The sequence below is a fragment of the Spirosoma aerolatum genome (genome assembly GCF_002056795.1).
Classification (GTDB): domain Bacteria; phylum Bacteroidota; class Bacteroidia; order Cytophagales; family Spirosomataceae; genus Spirosoma; species Spirosoma aerolatum.
Window position 1 is genome coordinate 6,048,860 of the sequence record NZ_CP020104.1, and the last position, 17,201, is coordinate 6,066,060.

12 protein-coding genes are annotated in these 17,201 nt (G+C 50.3%); 10 read left to right on the forward strand and 2 right to left on the reverse strand.

Annotated elements, in window-relative coordinates; genetic code table 11:
• The first annotated feature begins 119 nt into the window (after nucleotides 1–119).
• Entirely contained in the window at nucleotides 120–929 is an 810-nt protein-coding gene (locus B5M13_RS25020) for a sugar phosphate isomerase/epimerase family protein (protein ID WP_245859488.1), read from the forward strand.
• Between the two features lie 242 nt (nucleotides 930–1,171).
• Nucleotides 1,172–2,731: a hypothetical protein gene (locus B5M13_RS25025; protein ID WP_080058268.1), complete on the forward strand. Its 1,560-nt coding sequence runs from the start codon at nucleotides 1,172–1,174 to the stop codon at nucleotides 2,729–2,731.
• Here the strand turns inward: B5M13_RS25025 and B5M13_RS25030 are convergent.
• Together B5M13_RS25030 and B5M13_RS25035 are read right to left on the reverse strand one after the other, a co-directional pair.
• A complete protein-coding gene (locus B5M13_RS25030; protein WP_080058269.1) occupies nucleotides 2,697–2,930 on the reverse strand; it encodes a DUF2905 domain-containing protein in 234 nt (77 codons plus the stop codon). The two genes, B5M13_RS25025 and B5M13_RS25030, sit on opposite strands and share 35 nt — an antisense overlap.
• Nucleotides 2,931–3,011: 81 nt before the next feature.
• Nucleotides 3,012–4,037: a LacI family DNA-binding transcriptional regulator gene (locus B5M13_RS25035; protein ID WP_080058270.1), complete on the reverse strand. Its 1,026-nt coding sequence runs from the start codon at nucleotides 4,035–4,037 to the stop codon at nucleotides 3,012–3,014.
• Nucleotides 4,038–4,457: 420 nt separating this feature from the next.
• Between B5M13_RS25035 and B5M13_RS25040 the strand changes: the two genes are divergently transcribed.
• The 8 genes from B5M13_RS25040 to B5M13_RS25075 all read left to right on the forward strand — a co-directional run bounded on the left by B5M13_RS25040 (nucleotide 4,458) and on the right by B5M13_RS25075 (nucleotide 17,201).
• A complete protein-coding gene (locus B5M13_RS25040; protein ID WP_080058271.1) occupies nucleotides 4,458–5,756 on the forward strand; it encodes an MFS transporter in 1,299 nt (432 codons plus the stop codon).
• A gap of 288 nt (nucleotides 5,757–6,044) precedes the next feature.
• Nucleotides 6,045–7,592, forward strand: coding sequence for a glycoside hydrolase family 28 protein (locus B5M13_RS25045; protein ID WP_080058272.1), 1,548 nt, complete (start codon nucleotides 6,045–6,047; stop codon nucleotides 7,590–7,592).
• On the forward strand, nucleotides 7,589–10,096 hold the full coding sequence (locus B5M13_RS25050; protein ID WP_080058273.1) for a family 20 glycosylhydrolase: 2,508 nt from the start codon (nucleotides 7,589–7,591) through the stop codon (nucleotides 10,094–10,096). Before B5M13_RS25045 ends, B5M13_RS25050 begins: the two co-directional genes overlap by 4 nt.
• Nucleotides 10,083–11,327, forward strand: a complete 1,245-nt coding sequence (locus B5M13_RS25055) for a hypothetical protein (protein ID WP_080058274.1) — start codon at nucleotides 10,083–10,085, stop codon at nucleotides 11,325–11,327. Before B5M13_RS25050 ends, B5M13_RS25055 begins: the two co-directional genes overlap by 14 nt.
• A gap of 49 nt (nucleotides 11,328–11,376) precedes the next feature.
• Nucleotides 11,377–14,205 carry a TonB-dependent receptor gene (locus B5M13_RS25060; RefSeq protein ID WP_080058275.1) on the forward strand — a complete coding sequence of 943 codons (2,829 nt, stop codon included), beginning with the start codon at nucleotides 11,377–11,379 and terminating at the stop codon, nucleotides 14,203–14,205.
• A 55-nt stretch (nucleotides 14,206–14,260) separates the two neighbouring features.
• Nucleotides 14,261–15,037 carry a glucosamine-6-phosphate deaminase gene (locus tag B5M13_RS25065; RefSeq protein ID WP_245859490.1) on the forward strand — a complete coding sequence of 259 codons (777 nt, stop codon included), beginning with the start codon at nucleotides 14,261–14,263 and terminating at the stop codon, nucleotides 15,035–15,037.
• 352 nt (nucleotides 15,038–15,389) lie between these two features.
• Nucleotides 15,390–16,079, forward strand: coding sequence for an SDR family NAD(P)-dependent oxidoreductase (locus B5M13_RS25070; protein ID WP_080058276.1), 690 nt, complete (start codon nucleotides 15,390–15,392; stop codon nucleotides 16,077–16,079).
• A 21-nt stretch (nucleotides 16,080–16,100) separates the two neighbouring features.
• On the forward strand, nucleotides 16,101–17,201 hold the full coding sequence (locus B5M13_RS25075; protein ID WP_080058277.1) for an FAD-binding domain-containing protein: 1,101 nt from the start codon (nucleotides 16,101–16,103) through the stop codon (nucleotides 17,199–17,201).

The following is a 17,201-nucleotide window of genomic DNA, read 5'->3' on the forward strand; positions in this document are numbered from 1 at the left end:
ATTATAAAGAATTGACTAGCGCCAGACAGAATAGAGCAATCTGAACCGTACCAAAAAAAGAACTGGTAAACCTCATTTTTTCCACCAACTTTGGGCAGATAAACTAAGCCTTTGCCTCCTTGAAAACACTCTTCTTCTGCCCGATGTGGGGCATGGAAAATCTAACGTATTCAGAAGCCGCCAAACGCGTGAAAGCCGCAGGATACGACGGCATGGAAATTGCAGCTGGCCCCGGCAAACGAAAAGAAGCCACACAGGTCATGCGCGATAACGGTCTCGAACCGATTTTGATGGGCTTCGGTGGAGGGAGTAATTTTGCCGAGCACAAGAAAAAATACCACGACGACCTGCTCGACATTGCTGCGTATAAACCGCTGTTCATCAACGCTCATACGGGCCATGATTACTTTACCTTCGAGCAAAACGTTGAATTGATTCAGACAGCCACCGATGTCCAGAAACAGACTGGCGTTCGGATTCTGCATGAAACGCATCGGGGCCGTTTTTCGTACAGTGCACCCGCCATTCAGTACTACCTGCTTAAACTACCCGATCTGCGACTTACTGCAGACTATTCGCACTGGGTCAACGTGGCAGAGTCGTATCTGGCCGATCAGGCGGATAATGTAACGCGCGCCATTGCCGTCAGCGATCATATTCACTGCCGGGTGGGCCAGCCCGAAGCCCCACAAGTCACCGACCCCAGGGCACCTGAATGGAAAGATGCGCTCGAAACACACGCCAAATGGTGGGATGCCATTCGTGATCGACTCCAGCGGGCCAATGCCTCACAACTCACCGTTACCTGCGAATTTGGCCCAGCACCGGGTTATCTGCCTACACTGCCCTATAGCAACCTGCCTGTCGCTAGTCAGTGGGACATCAATGTCTTCATGAAAGATTTCCTCAAAAAGCGTTGGCAGGTATAATGAGTCAGTAATTTCGCTAGAACAGTATGATTATTGCTAGATAGATTTCGGTATTCGATTCTGGGCAAGCAGTTGCATCAATAAAAAATCTATACCGCAAGGACGCAATAGGCGCAAAGACCCGATTGGTTTGACCCGCTTTGCGCCTATTGCGTCCTTGCGGTTAAAACCAGAAGGCTTCGCTATAGTTTGTCCTATATGAAAACCAGAAACTATACGTCATAATTTGTACATTTGATTATATGCTTCGAACGCTCTACATAGTCTGCCTATTTTTTGCCGTTGCCTGTACACCTGTGCTTGCACAGTTGGCCCAGTCGCTACGGCTCGAAATTCCCTCGGACCCTAACGAAGCCGAAGCATTCGATGTAACGCCACTAAACGACAAAGGCCTTCTGGTAACCATCCGAACGGGTGCCTTTTACGACAATACGCCTGCCAACCTGAATTTCCAGAAATATGACGTCAACCTGAAGCCCCTCTGGAAAGCACAATTCAAACAGAGCTACGATTTCACCCCTGTATTAGACTGTAATACAGATCAGTACGTGTATCATCTATTCCGCGATTATGACCGGGGCAAATTCCAGTTTCTCCGGCTCCACCTCGACGATGGCGTTATTGAAACCTTCGAAGGAAATCTGATCGATCAGTTCGATGTCCAGTATTTTAAGGTATTGGGCAGCCAGGCCTACGTGGGTGGATACCGACACGGCCGCCCGGTGGTGATGGCGTTCTCCTTCTTCGACCAGTCGGCTAAAGTCCTTCCGGGTATGTATGTGAATCGGATGGAGCTTAGTGGGCTGGAAATTGACGAATCCCGCCGGGAGGTTAACGTACTGGTGCACTCGCTGAAACGGCACTGCCAGTTCTCGATCCGAACCTATAATTACGATTGTAAACTAGTTCGCACGCTCGATTTTGATGGGGCTGAAAAAAGTCTGGTTTCGGGCAAGCTGCTGCCCGTCAATGAACACGAATCGCTCTTGGTAGGTAATTATTCCACCGACTGTACGCCCTACTCACAGGGCATCTACGTGACCCGCATCCATCATGGCGAACACGCTGACGAAGCCAGCAAATCGATTCAGTACATTGAGTTTTCACAATTGCAGCATTTTTTCGATTACCTGAAACCACAACGACAACAAAAGTTACTGGCCAAAGCCAATAAAAAGAAGGAGGAAGGTAAGGATTACAAGTTTCATTACCGGCTGCTGGTCCACGACCTGCAACCCACGCCAACAGGCCTGACCCTGGTGGCCGAGGTATATTATCCGCAATACCGGGGCAGCACACTGGCCTATGGTGGGATTGTTCGGGGTTCCGACCGCTACGAGGGATATCGGTACACCCATGCGTTTATCTGCGGTTTCGACAAACAAGGTAACCTCCTGTGGGACAACTGCTTCCCGATCAAAGAACTCCTTAGTAAGGACTTAACGGAAATGGTTCAGGTCTCGCATCAGGGCGACCGGATGGTACTGGCTTACCCGAACGATGGCGAAATCACAACCGAAGTGATTCAGGAGAGCAAGGTCCTGAAAGAAACCGAAAAGTTTAAACTGAAAACGGCTACCGAAAATGAGAAGGTTACCTTTTCGGCCCAGGATAACCTGATGGCTTGGTATGACCGGCATTTTCTGGCCTGCGGTTTCCAGAAAATAGCCCCTTCCAAAACATCGGGCAGCCAGCGCGAAGTTTTCTACCTGAACAAACTGACTTACACGGAAGACAACGCAGCCCAGCCTGCCAAATCGACCAGCGCTAAGGCCCGAAAAAACGACGGATCAGAACGATAATCAGGTTCAGGATTACGCTGACCACAATACAGGTCACGATGGGAAAATAAAATCCACCCCCATTTTTCCCTTCTATCCGAATATCGCCCGGCAAACGACCCAGCCAGTAGAGCTTATCGCCAAACAGGTAAACCACTACGCCCACCAGTACAATAGCCGCTCCGATTAGAATAATGTATTTACCAACAGTAGGATTCATACGTCAGGCTCACGTTTAATCAATCATTACTCATTCAAAGATAAAGTCCATCCAGCGAATAAACAGGGCGTAGTCATAAGCCTAACTTAATGGAAGCCGTTGTGAAGACCTTCTGACCATGAGTTTGGTTTTTAAGACGTTGCCTGCCGAGGGCATTTGACCACCAGGGTTCCTGATCATATTAATTAACAGATTTGCTGCCGTTTGCCCCATCTCAAAGGTAGGTTCGGCTACGGAGCTTAAAGGAGGGTTTAACAGGGAGGCAATCGGTAAATCGGCGAACCCAATCAGGGCGATCTCCTGCGGCATAGACAGACCTAATTCGTTAATGGCAGCATGACTTCCCAACGCAATGGCATCGCTGGCGGCAAAAATACCATCGGGCCGATTGGGCCCACTTAGCAGTTCCCGGGTAACGGCTAACGATTGTTCGGGGCTAAACGGTAAGGGAATAATCCACTCATCTACAACCGGACGGTGATGACGCTGCAGGGCAACCCGGTACCCATCAATCCGTCGTCGACTCGTGAGTAGGTGTTCAGGCCCCGACAGGAGGGCAATCTGCTGACAGCCCTGGTCAATCAAATGTTCCGTGGCCATATACGCACCTTCAAAATCATCGACAGACACGCTAGGCGTATCGATGTCTTCACAAACCCGGTCGAAAAAAACGATTGGGAAACCACGTTCACGCATCGCCTGGAAATGCGCCACGTCTTTGGTTCCTGTTGCAATTGATACCAGTAACCCATCTTTCCGTTGCTGGAGGATATGCTTTACATTCAGAACCTCCCGCTCGTAGCTATCATGACTCTGGTAAATAACCACCTGGTATCCGTGCGCAAAGGCAATATCTTCAATACCCGCAATGACGACGGCGAAAAAAGGGTTGGCTATTTCGGGAACAATCACTCCGATTTCTTTGCTATGACTGCTCAGCAAATGCAAGGCAGCCGGGTTCGGGTTGTACTCAAGTCGTTTCGCCAGTTCGATTACCCGTTGCTTAGTGGGTTCGCTAATCTCCCAACTATCCCTCAAGGCTCTGGAAACAGTGGAAATTGACAGGTTCAACTCTTTAGCAATGTCTTTAATCGTCACTTGTTTCATTACGAGCACTTATAAAAATAATCCTATTTTATTAACAAACAACCCAAAGTCATTACACGAAGCGGTCACTGCCTAAATCTGATTTTGCTTACTGAAAAGCCCCGAACAGGCCCCTGAAAACCAAGTTTACGCAAAGGTTCCCGAGAACCTTTGCGTAGAAAAATACATCTATTTTCGGCTTTTTTTTTGGTTTTCTATCAAACTGGACTCTACCTTTTGAAAGATTTCTTTACATGCTTCTGCATTGGTCGGCCGATTGGTTCGCTATTTTTTACAATAACTGAAATGTGAGCCTATGATCCCTCCCGAACAAACAAGACGAAGAAGTACGACGAAATGACTTAACCTAATCAATACCGGATTCCCTGTCCAGCTGTTTTAACTCGCTTAGGAAACGATACACCGTTTAACTTGACACGAATGATTCAGACTACCCAGTCAAAGGGCCGAATTGGAAATTACCGCTGGTTTATCTGTGCCATGCTGTTTGCCGCTACCACCATCAATTACCTGGACCGGCAAATTCTGGGCTTGTTAAAACCTACCCTGGAGAAGATTTTCAGTTGGACGGAATCCGATTACAGCTATATCGTAATGGCCTTTACAGCAACCTATGCGCTAGGGCAATTACTGTATGGACGCGTAATCGACCACATTGGAACCCGGCTGGGCTATATTATTTCGGTGAGTATCTGGAGCATCGCTGCCGTTATGCACGCGTTCATCCGTACCACCGTCGGCTTTGGCCTGGTACGGGCATTGCTGGGCATAGGCGAATCGGGTAATTATCCGGGCGGGGTAAAAACGGTGGCGGAGTGGTTTCCCAAAAGAGAACGGGCGCTGGCAGTCGGCATTTTTGATTCGGGTTCCAACATTGGCGCTTGCGTGGGCCCCATTCTGGTTCCTTTCATACTGGCGCTGTACGGCTGGCAGATAGCGTTTATCATTACTGGTTCGCTGGGCTTTATCTGGCTGTTGGTCTGGCTTTTCGTTTATGAAGTCCCGGCCCGGCAAAAAAAGCTGAGCCGTGCTGAGTACGACTACATCCATAGCGACAACGACGTTGAAACGCCTTCGGCAGGAGGTCTATCGTGGGGTAAGCTGCTGGGTCTTCGACAAACCTGGACGTTTATTGTCGGCAAGTTTTTTACCGACCCCATCTGGTATTTTTTCCTGTTCTGGCTCCCCGCCTATTTCAACGCGTCGTTCCACCTCGACCTGAAAAAGCCTAGCCTGCCCCTGGTTATCGTGTATACGGGTACGATGATTGGCAGCATCGGGGGTGGTTATCTGTCATCGTGGCTGATTCAAAAAGGGTGGCCCGTTTATAAAGCCCGTAAAATAGCGCTGCTCGTATCAGCTATTGCTGTCGTCCCTATCCTGATCACACGCTATACAAACGATATGTGGCTGGTCGTATCGCTGATCAGTTTGTCTGTAGCCGCCAACCAGGCCTGGAGTGCCAACATTTTCACCATTGTGTCCGATATGTTTCCCAAAAAAGCCGTGAGTTCGGTGGTTGGATTGGGCGGTATGGCCGGGGCTGTCGGTGGGGTATTGTTCGAAAGCCTCATCGGATACATTCTGGATATATTCAAAGCATCGGGCAACATCGTTGTGGGCTACAACATCATCTTCCTGGTGTGCGGCAGTTCGTTCCTGATCGCCTGGCTCATCATCCACTGGCTTACTCCGAAAATGGAACCGGTAAACCTCTGAACTATTCCTAACCTCTAACCCCACTCAACCGTGAATTTCATCCGAAAAACTGAATTATACGCTCTGGATTAACCGCTTTGGACGCGCCAACTGAGCGCTGGCGGAATCTGTGATCAACAGGTTAATCGTGGATTTGCAGGTAAATTTTACCGCTAATCGATAGCGGGCTGCTAAACACGTCCCTAAAGAGCCAGACGCATCTACAGCCAGTACGCAGTTGCCTATAGATCATTTACCAATTCATCGTACGACGCCGGCGAATTACCGCTTTTCTAACCCGGCCAACTTATGAAAACGTTACTCGTTAGTACCTTCATCGCCCTATCTACAGTAGCCAGTGCTACGGATTTCAACGTGTTGACGTTCGGAGCCAAAGGGGATGGCAAAACCGACAACACCACAGCCATTCAAAAAACCGTTGACGCCTGCGCGGCATCGGGAGGGGGCCTGGTGGTTTTTCCTGCCGGTAATTTTCTATCCGGCACCATCCAGCTCAAAAGCCATGTTGTGCTTCACCTGTCGGCAGGTTGTCAGCTTACGGGCACAACCGTACTGGCTAAATACCCCTACCAGCAGCATGGGTTCAGGTTTTACGGGGCCGAATGGGCCAGGCAGAGCTTAATCTATGCCCATAAGGTCGACGATGTAGGCATTGAAGGGTATGGAACCATCGACGGGCAAGGGGCCAGCTTTGTCACGACGACCTTGAAGAAACCCGACCGTTACCGAAATCGACCTTACCTGCTCTGGTTCATCGAGTGCAAAAAAGTCAGGGTCAGCGGGATCACCTTGCGCAATTCGGCTTTCTGGATGCAGCACTATCTGGGCTGCGAGGATGTGAGCATCAACGGCATCAGCATCTGGAACCACTCCAACAAAAACAACGACATGATTGACATCGATGGCTCGCGAAACGTAACCATCCAGAATGTCAAAGGCGACTCAGACGACGATGGGCTGACCCTGAAAAGTACCTCTCCCCTGATCACAGAAAACGTTACGGTGATGAATTGCGTCCTGAGCAGCCACTGCAACGCCCTGAAGCTGGGTACCGAATCGACGGGGGGCTTTCGGAATGTGGCTATTACCAACTGCGTCATCAGACCATCAGCCCAGAAAACCACCATTTACGGCAAACCAGCAGGCATCAGCGGAATTGCCCTCGAAATGGTAGACGGGGGCGTTATGGAAAATATATCCATCAGCAATATCGTGGTGGAGGGTCCTGAAGTACCGATTTTCATTCGTCTAGGCAACCGGGCGCGCAAGTATGACGAACAGGCGTCTACGCCGGGTACCGGGCGCGTCCGCAATATCCGGCTGTCGGGGATAACGGCTACGGGCAGTGGCCAGACGGGCTGCTCCATTACAGGGATCGAAACGGCTAAACTCCACGAGATCAGCCTGAACGACATTTCCATCGACGTTTTGGGCGGGGGCGCTGCCAGCGACATGATGAAATCGGTTCCCAGGCTGGACGATCAGTATCCCGAAGGAACCATGTTCGGTACACTGCCAGCTTATGGTTTTTACCTGGCCCACATCGAAAATATCCAGCTCAGCAACGTACGCTTCACCTGCCTTGCACCGGATAACCGGCCTGCTCTGGCGCTGGACGACGTTCGCGATTTCGCGCTGGATCGGATAACCATGCCTACTACCGCAACAGCCGGAGCAGTCGTGTATGTGACAGGCGATAGCCGGGGATTGATCCGTCATAGTACAGCTACCGGCTCTGCCAAAAGCTTTGTCGCAAAATCAGGAGCCAACACCCAGGTAAAACTGGTTGAAAACGACCACCCACAGATACGCATCACCGAAACGAGTGTTCAATGAAACGAATCAAGGCAATTTTGCTGGGTGTACTGATCGGTTCTGGACTGAATCCAGCCGCAGCTACGCCTGTTCCGGTATTACCCTATCCGCAGCAGGTTATTGTAGGCAAGCCATTACCGCCAATCGGTACGGCTGTTGCCTTTACAGGCTCCGGTCTCGAATCGGGCGTGACCAAACGACTTGCGGCAAACTGGCAACTGGCTGGCCTAAACCAGTCAGCACAAGCCTCTCAGCAGACCGTCACGTTGATTGTATCCGGCAAATCGGCTAAAGCCAATGCCCTGGTCGACGGCTACACGGCTGGCTGGTCTGGCAAAGTGGGGGCCGAAGGCTACGTTCTTGTCCTAAATACCAGACACAAATTCATTGCCGCCAATACCGAAACCGGCCTTTTCTACGGTCTTCAATCGCTGAAACAACTTGTCCGCGCAGGTTGGAATCAGGAGATAACGATTACAGACTGGCCTTCGTTTGCCAATCGGGGGATTTACGACGACATCAGCCGGGGGCCTACACCTAAGGTCAGCACAATCAAAAAGCAGATCGAACGGATGGCGGAGTTGAAAATCAACTCCCTCTCGTTTTACATCGAGCATGTGGTACAACCCCGGTCCTACCCCGACTTTGCCCCTGCCGATGGCAAGCTGACGATGGACGACATTCGGGAGCTTTCGGCCTATGCGGCTCAATTTCATATGCAACTGGTGGGCAGCTTTCAGTCGTTCGGCCATTTCGCTAATATTCTGTCGCACCCCAAATATCAGCCGATGGGTGAAACCTCCACGATGATTTCGCCACTCGATCCGAAAGCCAGGGCGTTTCTGGCGAGTGTCATCACGGAGTTGTGCGGAGCGTTCAACTCACCCTATTTCAACGTTAACTGCGACGAAACGTTTGATCTGGGCAAAGGCAAATCCAAAGCGTACGTCGATCGTGTGGGCGTGGCGAAATATTACGCTGACCACATCAAATTTCTGTACGACGTGCTTAAAAAGCAGCACAAACAGCTCATGATGTGGGGCGACATTGCCCTGCAACACGAAGAGATTCTGGACCTGCTGCCGAAAGACATTATCTACCTCACCTGGGAGTATGGCGATCAAAAATCCTACGACACCTGGATACAGCCCTTCGTGAAACGGGGGCTCACCTTCATCGTCTGCCCAGGCATCGTCAACTCGAATCGGCTCTTCCCCGATATGGTCATGGCCCGAGGCAACATAAATGGTTTTCTTAAAGCGGGTAAGCAGGCAGGTACAGCGGGGGTTTTGACAACCATTTGGGATGAAGGGCCTATGTGCTTCTTCCACAGCGACTGGTATGGCGTGTATACAGCCGCCGAAAAAAGCTGGAACATCAGTCAGGGCGAGACAGGCTCTTTCAACGAACGGTTCGAGCGTACGGCTTACAACACAGGTAATGGAAACTACGTAAAAGCGCTGTTCACACTGATGGAGCTTCGCGGCATTCCGCTGACGTATAACCTGGCCGAGCAGATCTGGCTGCAAAAGCTCCTGCCCGACAGCGGAAAGAAGCTCATTATCAATAATCAGGATGTACCGAAAATTCAGGCTATCGTCAACACGGGCCTAACCTACGTCAGGGCCGCTGAGCCGCAATTAAATCATACGGATGGACAGTTTCTGCAATTTACCCTGCAACAGTATCAGTTGCTGATGGACTCCCGGCTGCTGCTCGCCCAGGCTGCCGATACATACCGAACTGCCCAAAGCCAGCACAATACCGCAGCTTTACAGGCCACAATACAGGCCATTGTGGGCCTGCAGGCCCGGTATCAGTCCTTGAAAGAAACATACCGCAGCCTGTGGGAAGCCGAAAATCAACCCTACTACCTGGCCATCAACCTAAACGGGTTCGACGCCAAGATTACCCAGTTGCAGCAGCTTACAACCCGGCTGCAAAACCTCATTGCATCATCCGCCCCACTACCCGCCATTGCAGCCATCGGGCTGGATATCAAAGCCAGTAATGCCTTCTACTTCCAGAACTGGCTCCTGACAGGGCCGTTTAAAACGCCGACACCACCCCGTTTTCTATACTCCGAAGATCCTGCCTACAACGTCCCGCCCAAGCCCGGCGATATGGCCCAATTTCAGGGCAAGAGCTATCGCTGGCAGAAATACATCTCGCAGGAAGGCGGTATTGTCGACCTAAGCGACTACTACAAAAACGCTTCCGGAGCCGTGGCTTATGCCTACTGTTCGATCACGGCCGATAGTGCTCAGGCTGTTACGGCACAAATAAGCACCCAGGCAGTAGAGCTGTTTGTCAACGGGACTCAGGTACAGCCCGGCAACGCCGTCGATCAGGACGAAACACCCTTTGCCATCAACCTGGCCAAAGGGGTAAACCACATCCTACTCAAATTACCGACCTCGGCTTCCTGGAATTTTGCCTTTCGGCTGGACACCCGGAAACCCATTACCAATCATAAACACAAGTATTCCCTAAATGCCAAAACGTCCGTTCATGAAGCCGACTAACCGATTGTTAATCATAGCCGCCTGGATGATCCTGGGATCGCTGCCAGGTACCCATGCACAGGTAAAAAAAGAGGTTGCCGTAAAGGCCATCAACGATATGGCAACCTACATATCGACTACCATGCTCGACGAACAGGGTAAATCGCGCTGCGATTACAACCTGACCGAAGGCAAGTGGTATCCTTATGAAGTGCCCTGGCATACAGGTCAGGCGGTGTATGCCATGCTGGCGGCTTATAAGCAAACCAGGAACCCCAACTGGCTAGCCACGGCCCGAAAAGCAGGCGACTACTGGATCAGTCTGCAAATCAACGATCATCCCAAACTCAAAGGTATGCTGGGGGCCGTGCATGGCGACGCCATCGGCGATTCGACCATCGTGTTTGCTACAATTTCTGACGGCACACCGGGCATTTACGAGTTAACCCGCGTGACAGGCGACAAAAAGTACGCTCAGGTAGCCACCACAGCGGCCGAATGGATGCTGAAGAACATGTACTACGCCGAAAAAGGCGTTTGCTACGATGCCGTCGATCTGGGCACGGGTGTGGTCGAGAAAGAACATAGCGAGTTCTGGAAGAGCAAAAAAGAGCAATCGCTCTACGACGTTTCCCGGCCCAACACCGAAGGCTGGCTCTTTCTGGACGCTTACGAATTCAATAAAAACAAAGCCCTGCTGGACGCCCACATCAACCTGTCGAACAAGGTGGTCGAGCTGGAAGAGAAGGGGTTGTGGATGCAGTTTACGCCGAACTCCAACGAAGAAAAATCCTTTCACCCCCGCTTCAATCTCTGGTATGCCGAATCGCTGATCCATACCTGGAAAAAAACCGGCGACAAGAAATACCTGGAAGCGGCTGCGGCTACGGGTCGTACTTACGCTAAAGCCCAGCAAAAAGACGGCACCATCTTTTACGTGAACTACATCGACGGCCGGGCTCCCGACCGGAGTTCGGTTACAGGCTCGGCGGTAGCTATGGCGGGCATCGTCTGGATCGAGCTGGCCAAGGCAGGCTATACGGAATTTCTACCCTACATCGATAAATCGGCGACCTGGGTTGTTCAGAATCGGTTTGGCATGGATCATCCTGACAAAAACCTGCGCGGTGCCATTCTGGAAACCCGGATGCGTAGCCGGAAGGACAAAATCTGGCTCGTCAATCGGGATATAGGCACCAGCTTTGCCATCCGCTTCCTGGTCGACTATCTAAATTTTAAGGGGCTCAACTAGCCAACTTTCCCTACACATCTTTTCCCACTTTATACCAATCGTATCTACTATGGAACGCTGTACTGTTCATTTTCTTCGATCCACCTGCCTGGTCGCTCTGCTGCTAGCCCTGTGTTTAGTATCTGCCCAGGCTCAAACCAAAGGGGTTATCCGGGGTAAAATTGTGGATGAGCTGGGGGGCGCATTACCGGGCGCATCCGTACGCATCAAAGGCACTACACAAGGTACCGTCACTAACCTGACCGGCGATTATACCCTTAGCGACATTACCCCCGGCACCATCAATCTGGAAGTATTTTACATGGGGTTTCAACCGTACGACCAACCCGTTTCGGTCACTACGGGCGAAACAACCGTGCATAACATTACGCTGGCCAGCACCACAACGATGCTGAAAGGGGTGACCGTTACGGGCATTATGGAAGGCCAGCAAAAGGCGCTGAATCAGCAACGGAATGCCGACAACTTCAAGCAGATCGTGTCGGCCGACCTGATGGGCCGTTTCCCCGACCTGAACGTGGCCGAATCCCTGCAGCGACTCCCCGGCGTAACCATTGGCCGGGAGCAGAACGAAGGGTCGACGGTACAGCTACGCGGTACACCAGGCAACTACACAAACATCAACATGAACGGCGAACAGATTATGGGCACTCAGGAACAGGGGCAGCGAAATGCCCAGCTGGACCTGATTCCGGCCAACGTACTGTCGTCGATGGAAGTGGTGAAGACCCTGACGCCCGACCTGGATGGGGATGCCATTGCTGGAGCAATCAACATGAAAACCCCAACGGCCGTTAGCCTGAAACCCCGGATTTCGATCGACCTGGCGGCTGGCTATAACAAGTTACGCGACAAAGCGAATGGTATCGCAAACCTGAGCTACAACCAGCGTTTTTTCCAGACCGACAAAAGCCCGAACGGCAAACTGGGGCTGGCTCTGTACGGGAGCTACTACCGCACCAACAACGGCTACGATGAGATCAATGCACAGGTATGGCAGGCCAAGGATTTCAATGACGGGCAGGGCTCGATTCTGTTCCCGACCGACATCCGTATTGTTCATCTGAACAACCTCCGAACCCGCAAAGGCCTCACCGCAACGATCGACTACAGCTTCAATCCAACGGCTTCGCTTGTTTTCAACGCGACCTATACCAATCTGGATAACGACGCGGACCGCTATCGGAAACGAACGCGGATGCAGACAGCCAATACCACCCGGACAGCCGATGGTGTCTACACAACAACACGGGGTCGTGGCTACAACGAGTACCTGAACCGAAGCATCGACAACGGTAACGTCAACATGAGTCTGGAAGGTGAAAAGCAGTTTAGCCGACTCAAACTGGACGGGGGCCTGTTCTATACGAAGTCGTTGCTCGAACAAACGGCCAACTCGTACAACTACATCACCGGAAACGTACCGCTGACGATTTCGCAAATAGCCGGGGATTATATTCAGGCGACAGGGTCGACGGATGCCAAAAACAATGCCTCGCTCTACACCTATAACACCTACGAAGCGAACAACTACAACAGCGAAGGCACCAACTTCGTAGCCCGCCTGAACGGCACGTACAACTACAAGATCGGTGCGAACGATGCGTATGTTAAGGCGGGTTTCAAGCTGAAACGAATGCACAACAAACGGTATCGCCCCAGCTATAGTACGGCTACCTACAATGGCCCGGCGGCTGCGGGTAATCTGACCAACTTCCTGGGCGAAGCCGAACTGGATGATCAATTGCTGGATGGCAACCTGACCTTTGGCCGGGCCGTCAATGGCGATGCGACCATTGCTTTCCTGAACAACAATCCTACCTATTTCCCGGCCAATGCGCTGGGCAACCAGGTAGCCGTCGACACCTATTTTTACGATGCTGAAGAGAACGTTACGTCGGGTTATGTTATGAACCGGATTCAGTTCAGAAAGGTCATGCTGCTGGCCGGGCTACGGGTCGAACGAACCGGGGTAGACTACAATGCCCGACTGGTGAATCAGGATGCCAATGGCAATCTGACCTCATCGGTGCCGACCAATGCCGTCTACAGCTATACGAAGTTCCTACCCAACGTACAGACTAAATTCGATCTGGCACCCAACACCATCGCGCGGGCAGCCCTATCATTCGGCTATTCCCGTCCAAACTTCAACGAACTGGTTCCGAGCCGTGTAGTGAGTATTTTGAACGCTACCCTCACCGACGGCAACCCGGACCTGAAACCAGCCGGAACTACGAACTACGACGTTTCTATTGAACATTACCTCAAGAACCTCGGTATCCTTTCGGTAGGCGGCTTTTACAAGCATATCACCAATTTCCAGTACAATAGCGTGGTTACCCTAACAGGTACGGAGTTTCCGGGGGCTGACAATTACCTCAACTACCAGTACTTCAAAACCTATAACGGTGATGTAGCTACGGTATATGGGCTCGAAGTAAACGCCCAGACGAACCTGACGTTCCTGCCGGGCTTTCTGAAAGGGTTTTCGCTGTATGCCAACTACACGTACGTGTACTCGAAAGCTGATGCGCAGTTGCGCAAAGGACTTCGGTTGCCGGGTCAGGCCGACCATACCGCCAACGGCTCCCTGTCGTACACCTACAAAGGATTTACTATACAGGGCAACGTCAACTACAATGGTGCCTATACCGTCTTGCTCGGGGTTAACGACGCCAACGATGTGATCCGGGCCGAACGGGTTCAGCTGGACGCCAATGCCTCCTACCGGATTACTAAAAACCTTACGATTTATGCCGAAGGGACCAACCTGCTGAATGCTCCACAAACAGACTACCTGGGCATCCGCTCTCGTCTATACACCAAGCAATTCTACGATTATACCGGTCGGGCCGGACTCAAATATCGCTTTTAACAACCTGGGGGCCGGATAGTCAAACAGCCCGGCCCTTTTCTTTTCGTTTTTTATAATGGACCAATTTACTGTAGACCAGCTTACGGTCGCTGTTTATCCTACTCGCCAGCAAATGGGCCAGGCAGCCGCCAACGATGCCAGTGCCTGCATCCGTCAACTGCTTACAGAGCAGGATGAAGTAAACATCATCTTTGCGGCTGCGGCCTCCCAGAACGAATTTCTGACGGCTCTCGTGGCGGCTCCTCAGATCGACTGGACCCGAATCAATGCATTTCATATGGACGAATACACGGGTCTGCCCAAAGATCACCCGCAACGGTTCGGCAATTTTCTCCATGAAAAGATATTCGGCAGGGTTCCGTTCAAACAGGTATTTTATCTGAACGAAAACAGTACCGACGATCAGGACGAATGCGCCCGATACAGTGCTCTGCTGGAAGCCCACAGGACGGATATCACCTGTATGGGTATTGGTGAAAACACACACCTGGCCTTCAACGACCCACATGTAGCGAACTTCAACGACCCGTATCTGGTCAAAATTATCGACCTCGACGAACCGTGTAAACAGCAGCAGGTCAACGACGGCTGTTTCCCATCCGTTAGCGAAGTGCCGCCCATAGCCTATACACTCACCATACCCGCTCTGCTTCGGGCGCGGTATATTTTCTGCATGGTACCCGGAGCGAACAAAGCCGCTGCTGTTAAACATACCCTAGTGGAAGCCATTACCGAAAAATACCCATCCACCTCACTACGCACGCATCCTAACGCCAAGTTATACATAGATGAAGATAGCGCTGCACTGATCGGAAAGGGCATAAACGCCTAATCAGAGCCCGGTTACTGCCTCCCTAAACGGGTCTTGATAGTAGGTTGTCAATTTTAACACATTGACAACCTACTATCAAGACCCGTTTTTCGCTACGGCCTTTGCTCAGCCCTTCCGATTTACTAAGCTCTTGGATGAAAACCCGAATTGGAGAGACATAAACGGCAAATCAGAAAATAAGCGATTGAGCGTTAAAACCGGCAAACACTTCGCTTAAACAAGCTGTTGAACCGTTTCAAAATCCGCCAAATCGAACTGTTCTTTGCACGTTCGTCCACTACACAGGCAACGTGTGCGACATTACAGGCAAATGAATTAACCACCAGGATCAATAAAAACAGTAAGCCGTTTAATGAAAAACTATTTAGTTGTTGGCCATAGCTCTGGCATAGGGAAAGCTCTTTCTAAAAAATTGGCCGAAAGCAACCAGGTAATAGGCACGTATTACAAAAACGAGGTTTTATCTTCTCAAAACGTCTCTTCTCATTACTTAAACGTAATGGACGACCAGTTAGACTTTAGCTTTCTGCCCGAGACATTGGATGGATTAGCCTATTGCCCTGGGGCCATCCAGTTGAAACCTTTTGCACGGCTAAAAGAAGATGACTTTATTGCTGATTTCAAATTACAGGTGTCAGGAGCCATTAAAGTCATTCAGCACTGTTTGCCAGCCTTGAAAAAAGCTGAAAGCAGCAGTATCGTATTGTTCAGTACCGTAGCTGTAAAAATGGGCTTTAATTTTCACAGCCTTGTGAGTACGAGCAAAGGCGCTATTGAAGGATTAACCAGAGCACTGGCAGCCGAACTCGCCCCAGCCATAAAAGTCAATTGCATTGCGCCATCCATCACCAATACACCTTTGGCAGGCAGCCTTTTAAATACCCAGGAAAAAATCGACGCCAATGCCCAAAGACACCCTCTGAAAAAAATAGGCACGCCTGAAGATATTGCCTCTATGGCAGCCTATTTATTGAGCGATGAAAACACCTGGATTACCGGGCAGATTTTTTCTGTTGATGGTGGAATAAGCAGTGTTCGATAACGCCATTTTTTCAATTCGGGGATGTTTACGACTGTATACCGTGAGATTTTAGATTCGATTGACCAGATAGACCCCATACGATATGGCCAGACACGGAACTATGTGGATGGCGCTGTCACGAAGCTATCGCCCTATGTTTCCAGAGGAGTAATCAGTACCCGACAGATCGCCCAACGCGTTCTTAACAAAGGGTTTACACCTGATCAAATAAGCCCATTTTTAAAAGAACTGGCCTGGAGAGACTATTTTCAGCAGGTCTGGATCGCCCAGATTGATGCCATTGATCATGACCTTAAGCAGCCACAGGAAAACGTAGAACACCACCAGATACCCTCTGCCATTCTCAAGGCCAATACGACTATAGAAGCCATTGATACAGGCATCAGGGACTTGTATGATACGGGCTATATGCACAACCATTGCCGAATGTATGTGGCCAGTATTGCCTGCAACATCGCCCGAAGTCATTGGAAAAATCCGGCCCAATGGATGTATTACTATTTACTGGATGCCGACTGGGCAAGCAACGCGCTTAGCTGGCAATGGGTAGCTGGCAGCAACAGCAATAAAAAATATTTTGCCAACCAGGAAAATATCAACCGCTACTGCTATACGAATCAGGAAAAAACGTTTTTAAGTAAACGGTATGAAGAATTCCCATTAGACAACATACCAGCTGAATTAACAACAACTGAATCATTTGCTCTACAGACTAATTTACCTATTACCGAACCACCTGTTATCGATGATACATTACCGATTTATGTTTATAACTTTTACAATTTAGATCCCGCCTGGGATGCACATGTAAAAGCCAATCGAATTTTACTACTCGAACCCAGCTTCTTTAAAAAATATCCTGTCTGTGATAAGACAATAAGTTTTCTCACAGACTTATCGAAAAACATCGATGTTATACAAATCGTAGTGGCTGAATTTGATGAACTATTTGCAAATCGGTCAACACCAATCCATTACAAAGAGCACCCAACAACACGACATTACAAAGGTATCCAGCATGAGCGGGACTGGTTATCACCCGTTGTTCGTGGGTATTTCCCGTCGTTCTTTGGTTATTGGAAAAAGCTGGAGGGGCAATTGCCTATGTTACTGGAAGTATAG

Bases quoted from the DNA above. Each gene is read 5' to 3' on its own strand.
- B5M13_RS25040 (WP_080058271.1), top strand. From the start codon at position 4,458: ATGATTCAGACTACCCAGTCAAAGGGCCGAATTGGAAATTACCGCTGG.
- B5M13_RS25035 (WP_080058270.1), bottom strand. From the start codon at position 4,037: ATGAAACAAGTGACGATTAAAGACATTGCTAAAGAGTTGAACCTGTCA.
- B5M13_RS25030 (WP_080058269.1), bottom strand. From the start codon at position 2,930: ATGAATCCTACTGTTGGTAAATACATTATTCTAATCGGAGCGGCTATT.
- B5M13_RS25025 (WP_080058268.1), top strand. From the start codon at position 1,172: ATGCTTCGAACGCTCTACATAGTCTGCCTATTTTTTGCCGTTGCCTGT.
- B5M13_RS25050 (WP_080058273.1), top strand. From the start codon at position 7,589: ATGAAACGAATCAAGGCAATTTTGCTGGGTGTACTGATCGGTTCTGGA.
- B5M13_RS25060 (WP_080058275.1), top strand. From the start codon at position 11,377: ATGGAACGCTGTACTGTTCATTTTCTTCGATCCACCTGCCTGGTCGCT.
- B5M13_RS25075 (WP_080058277.1), top strand. From the start codon at position 16,101: ATGTTTACGACTGTATACCGTGAGATTTTAGATTCGATTGACCAGATA.
- B5M13_RS25055 (WP_080058274.1), top strand. From the start codon at position 10,083: ATGAAGCCGACTAACCGATTGTTAATCATAGCCGCCTGGATGATCCTG.
- B5M13_RS25070 (WP_080058276.1), top strand. From the start codon at position 15,390: ATGAAAAACTATTTAGTTGTTGGCCATAGCTCTGGCATAGGGAAAGCT.
- B5M13_RS25065 (WP_245859490.1), top strand. From the start codon at position 14,261: ATGGACCAATTTACTGTAGACCAGCTTACGGTCGCTGTTTATCCTACT.
- B5M13_RS25045 (WP_080058272.1), top strand. From the start codon at position 6,045: ATGAAAACGTTACTCGTTAGTACCTTCATCGCCCTATCTACAGTAGCC.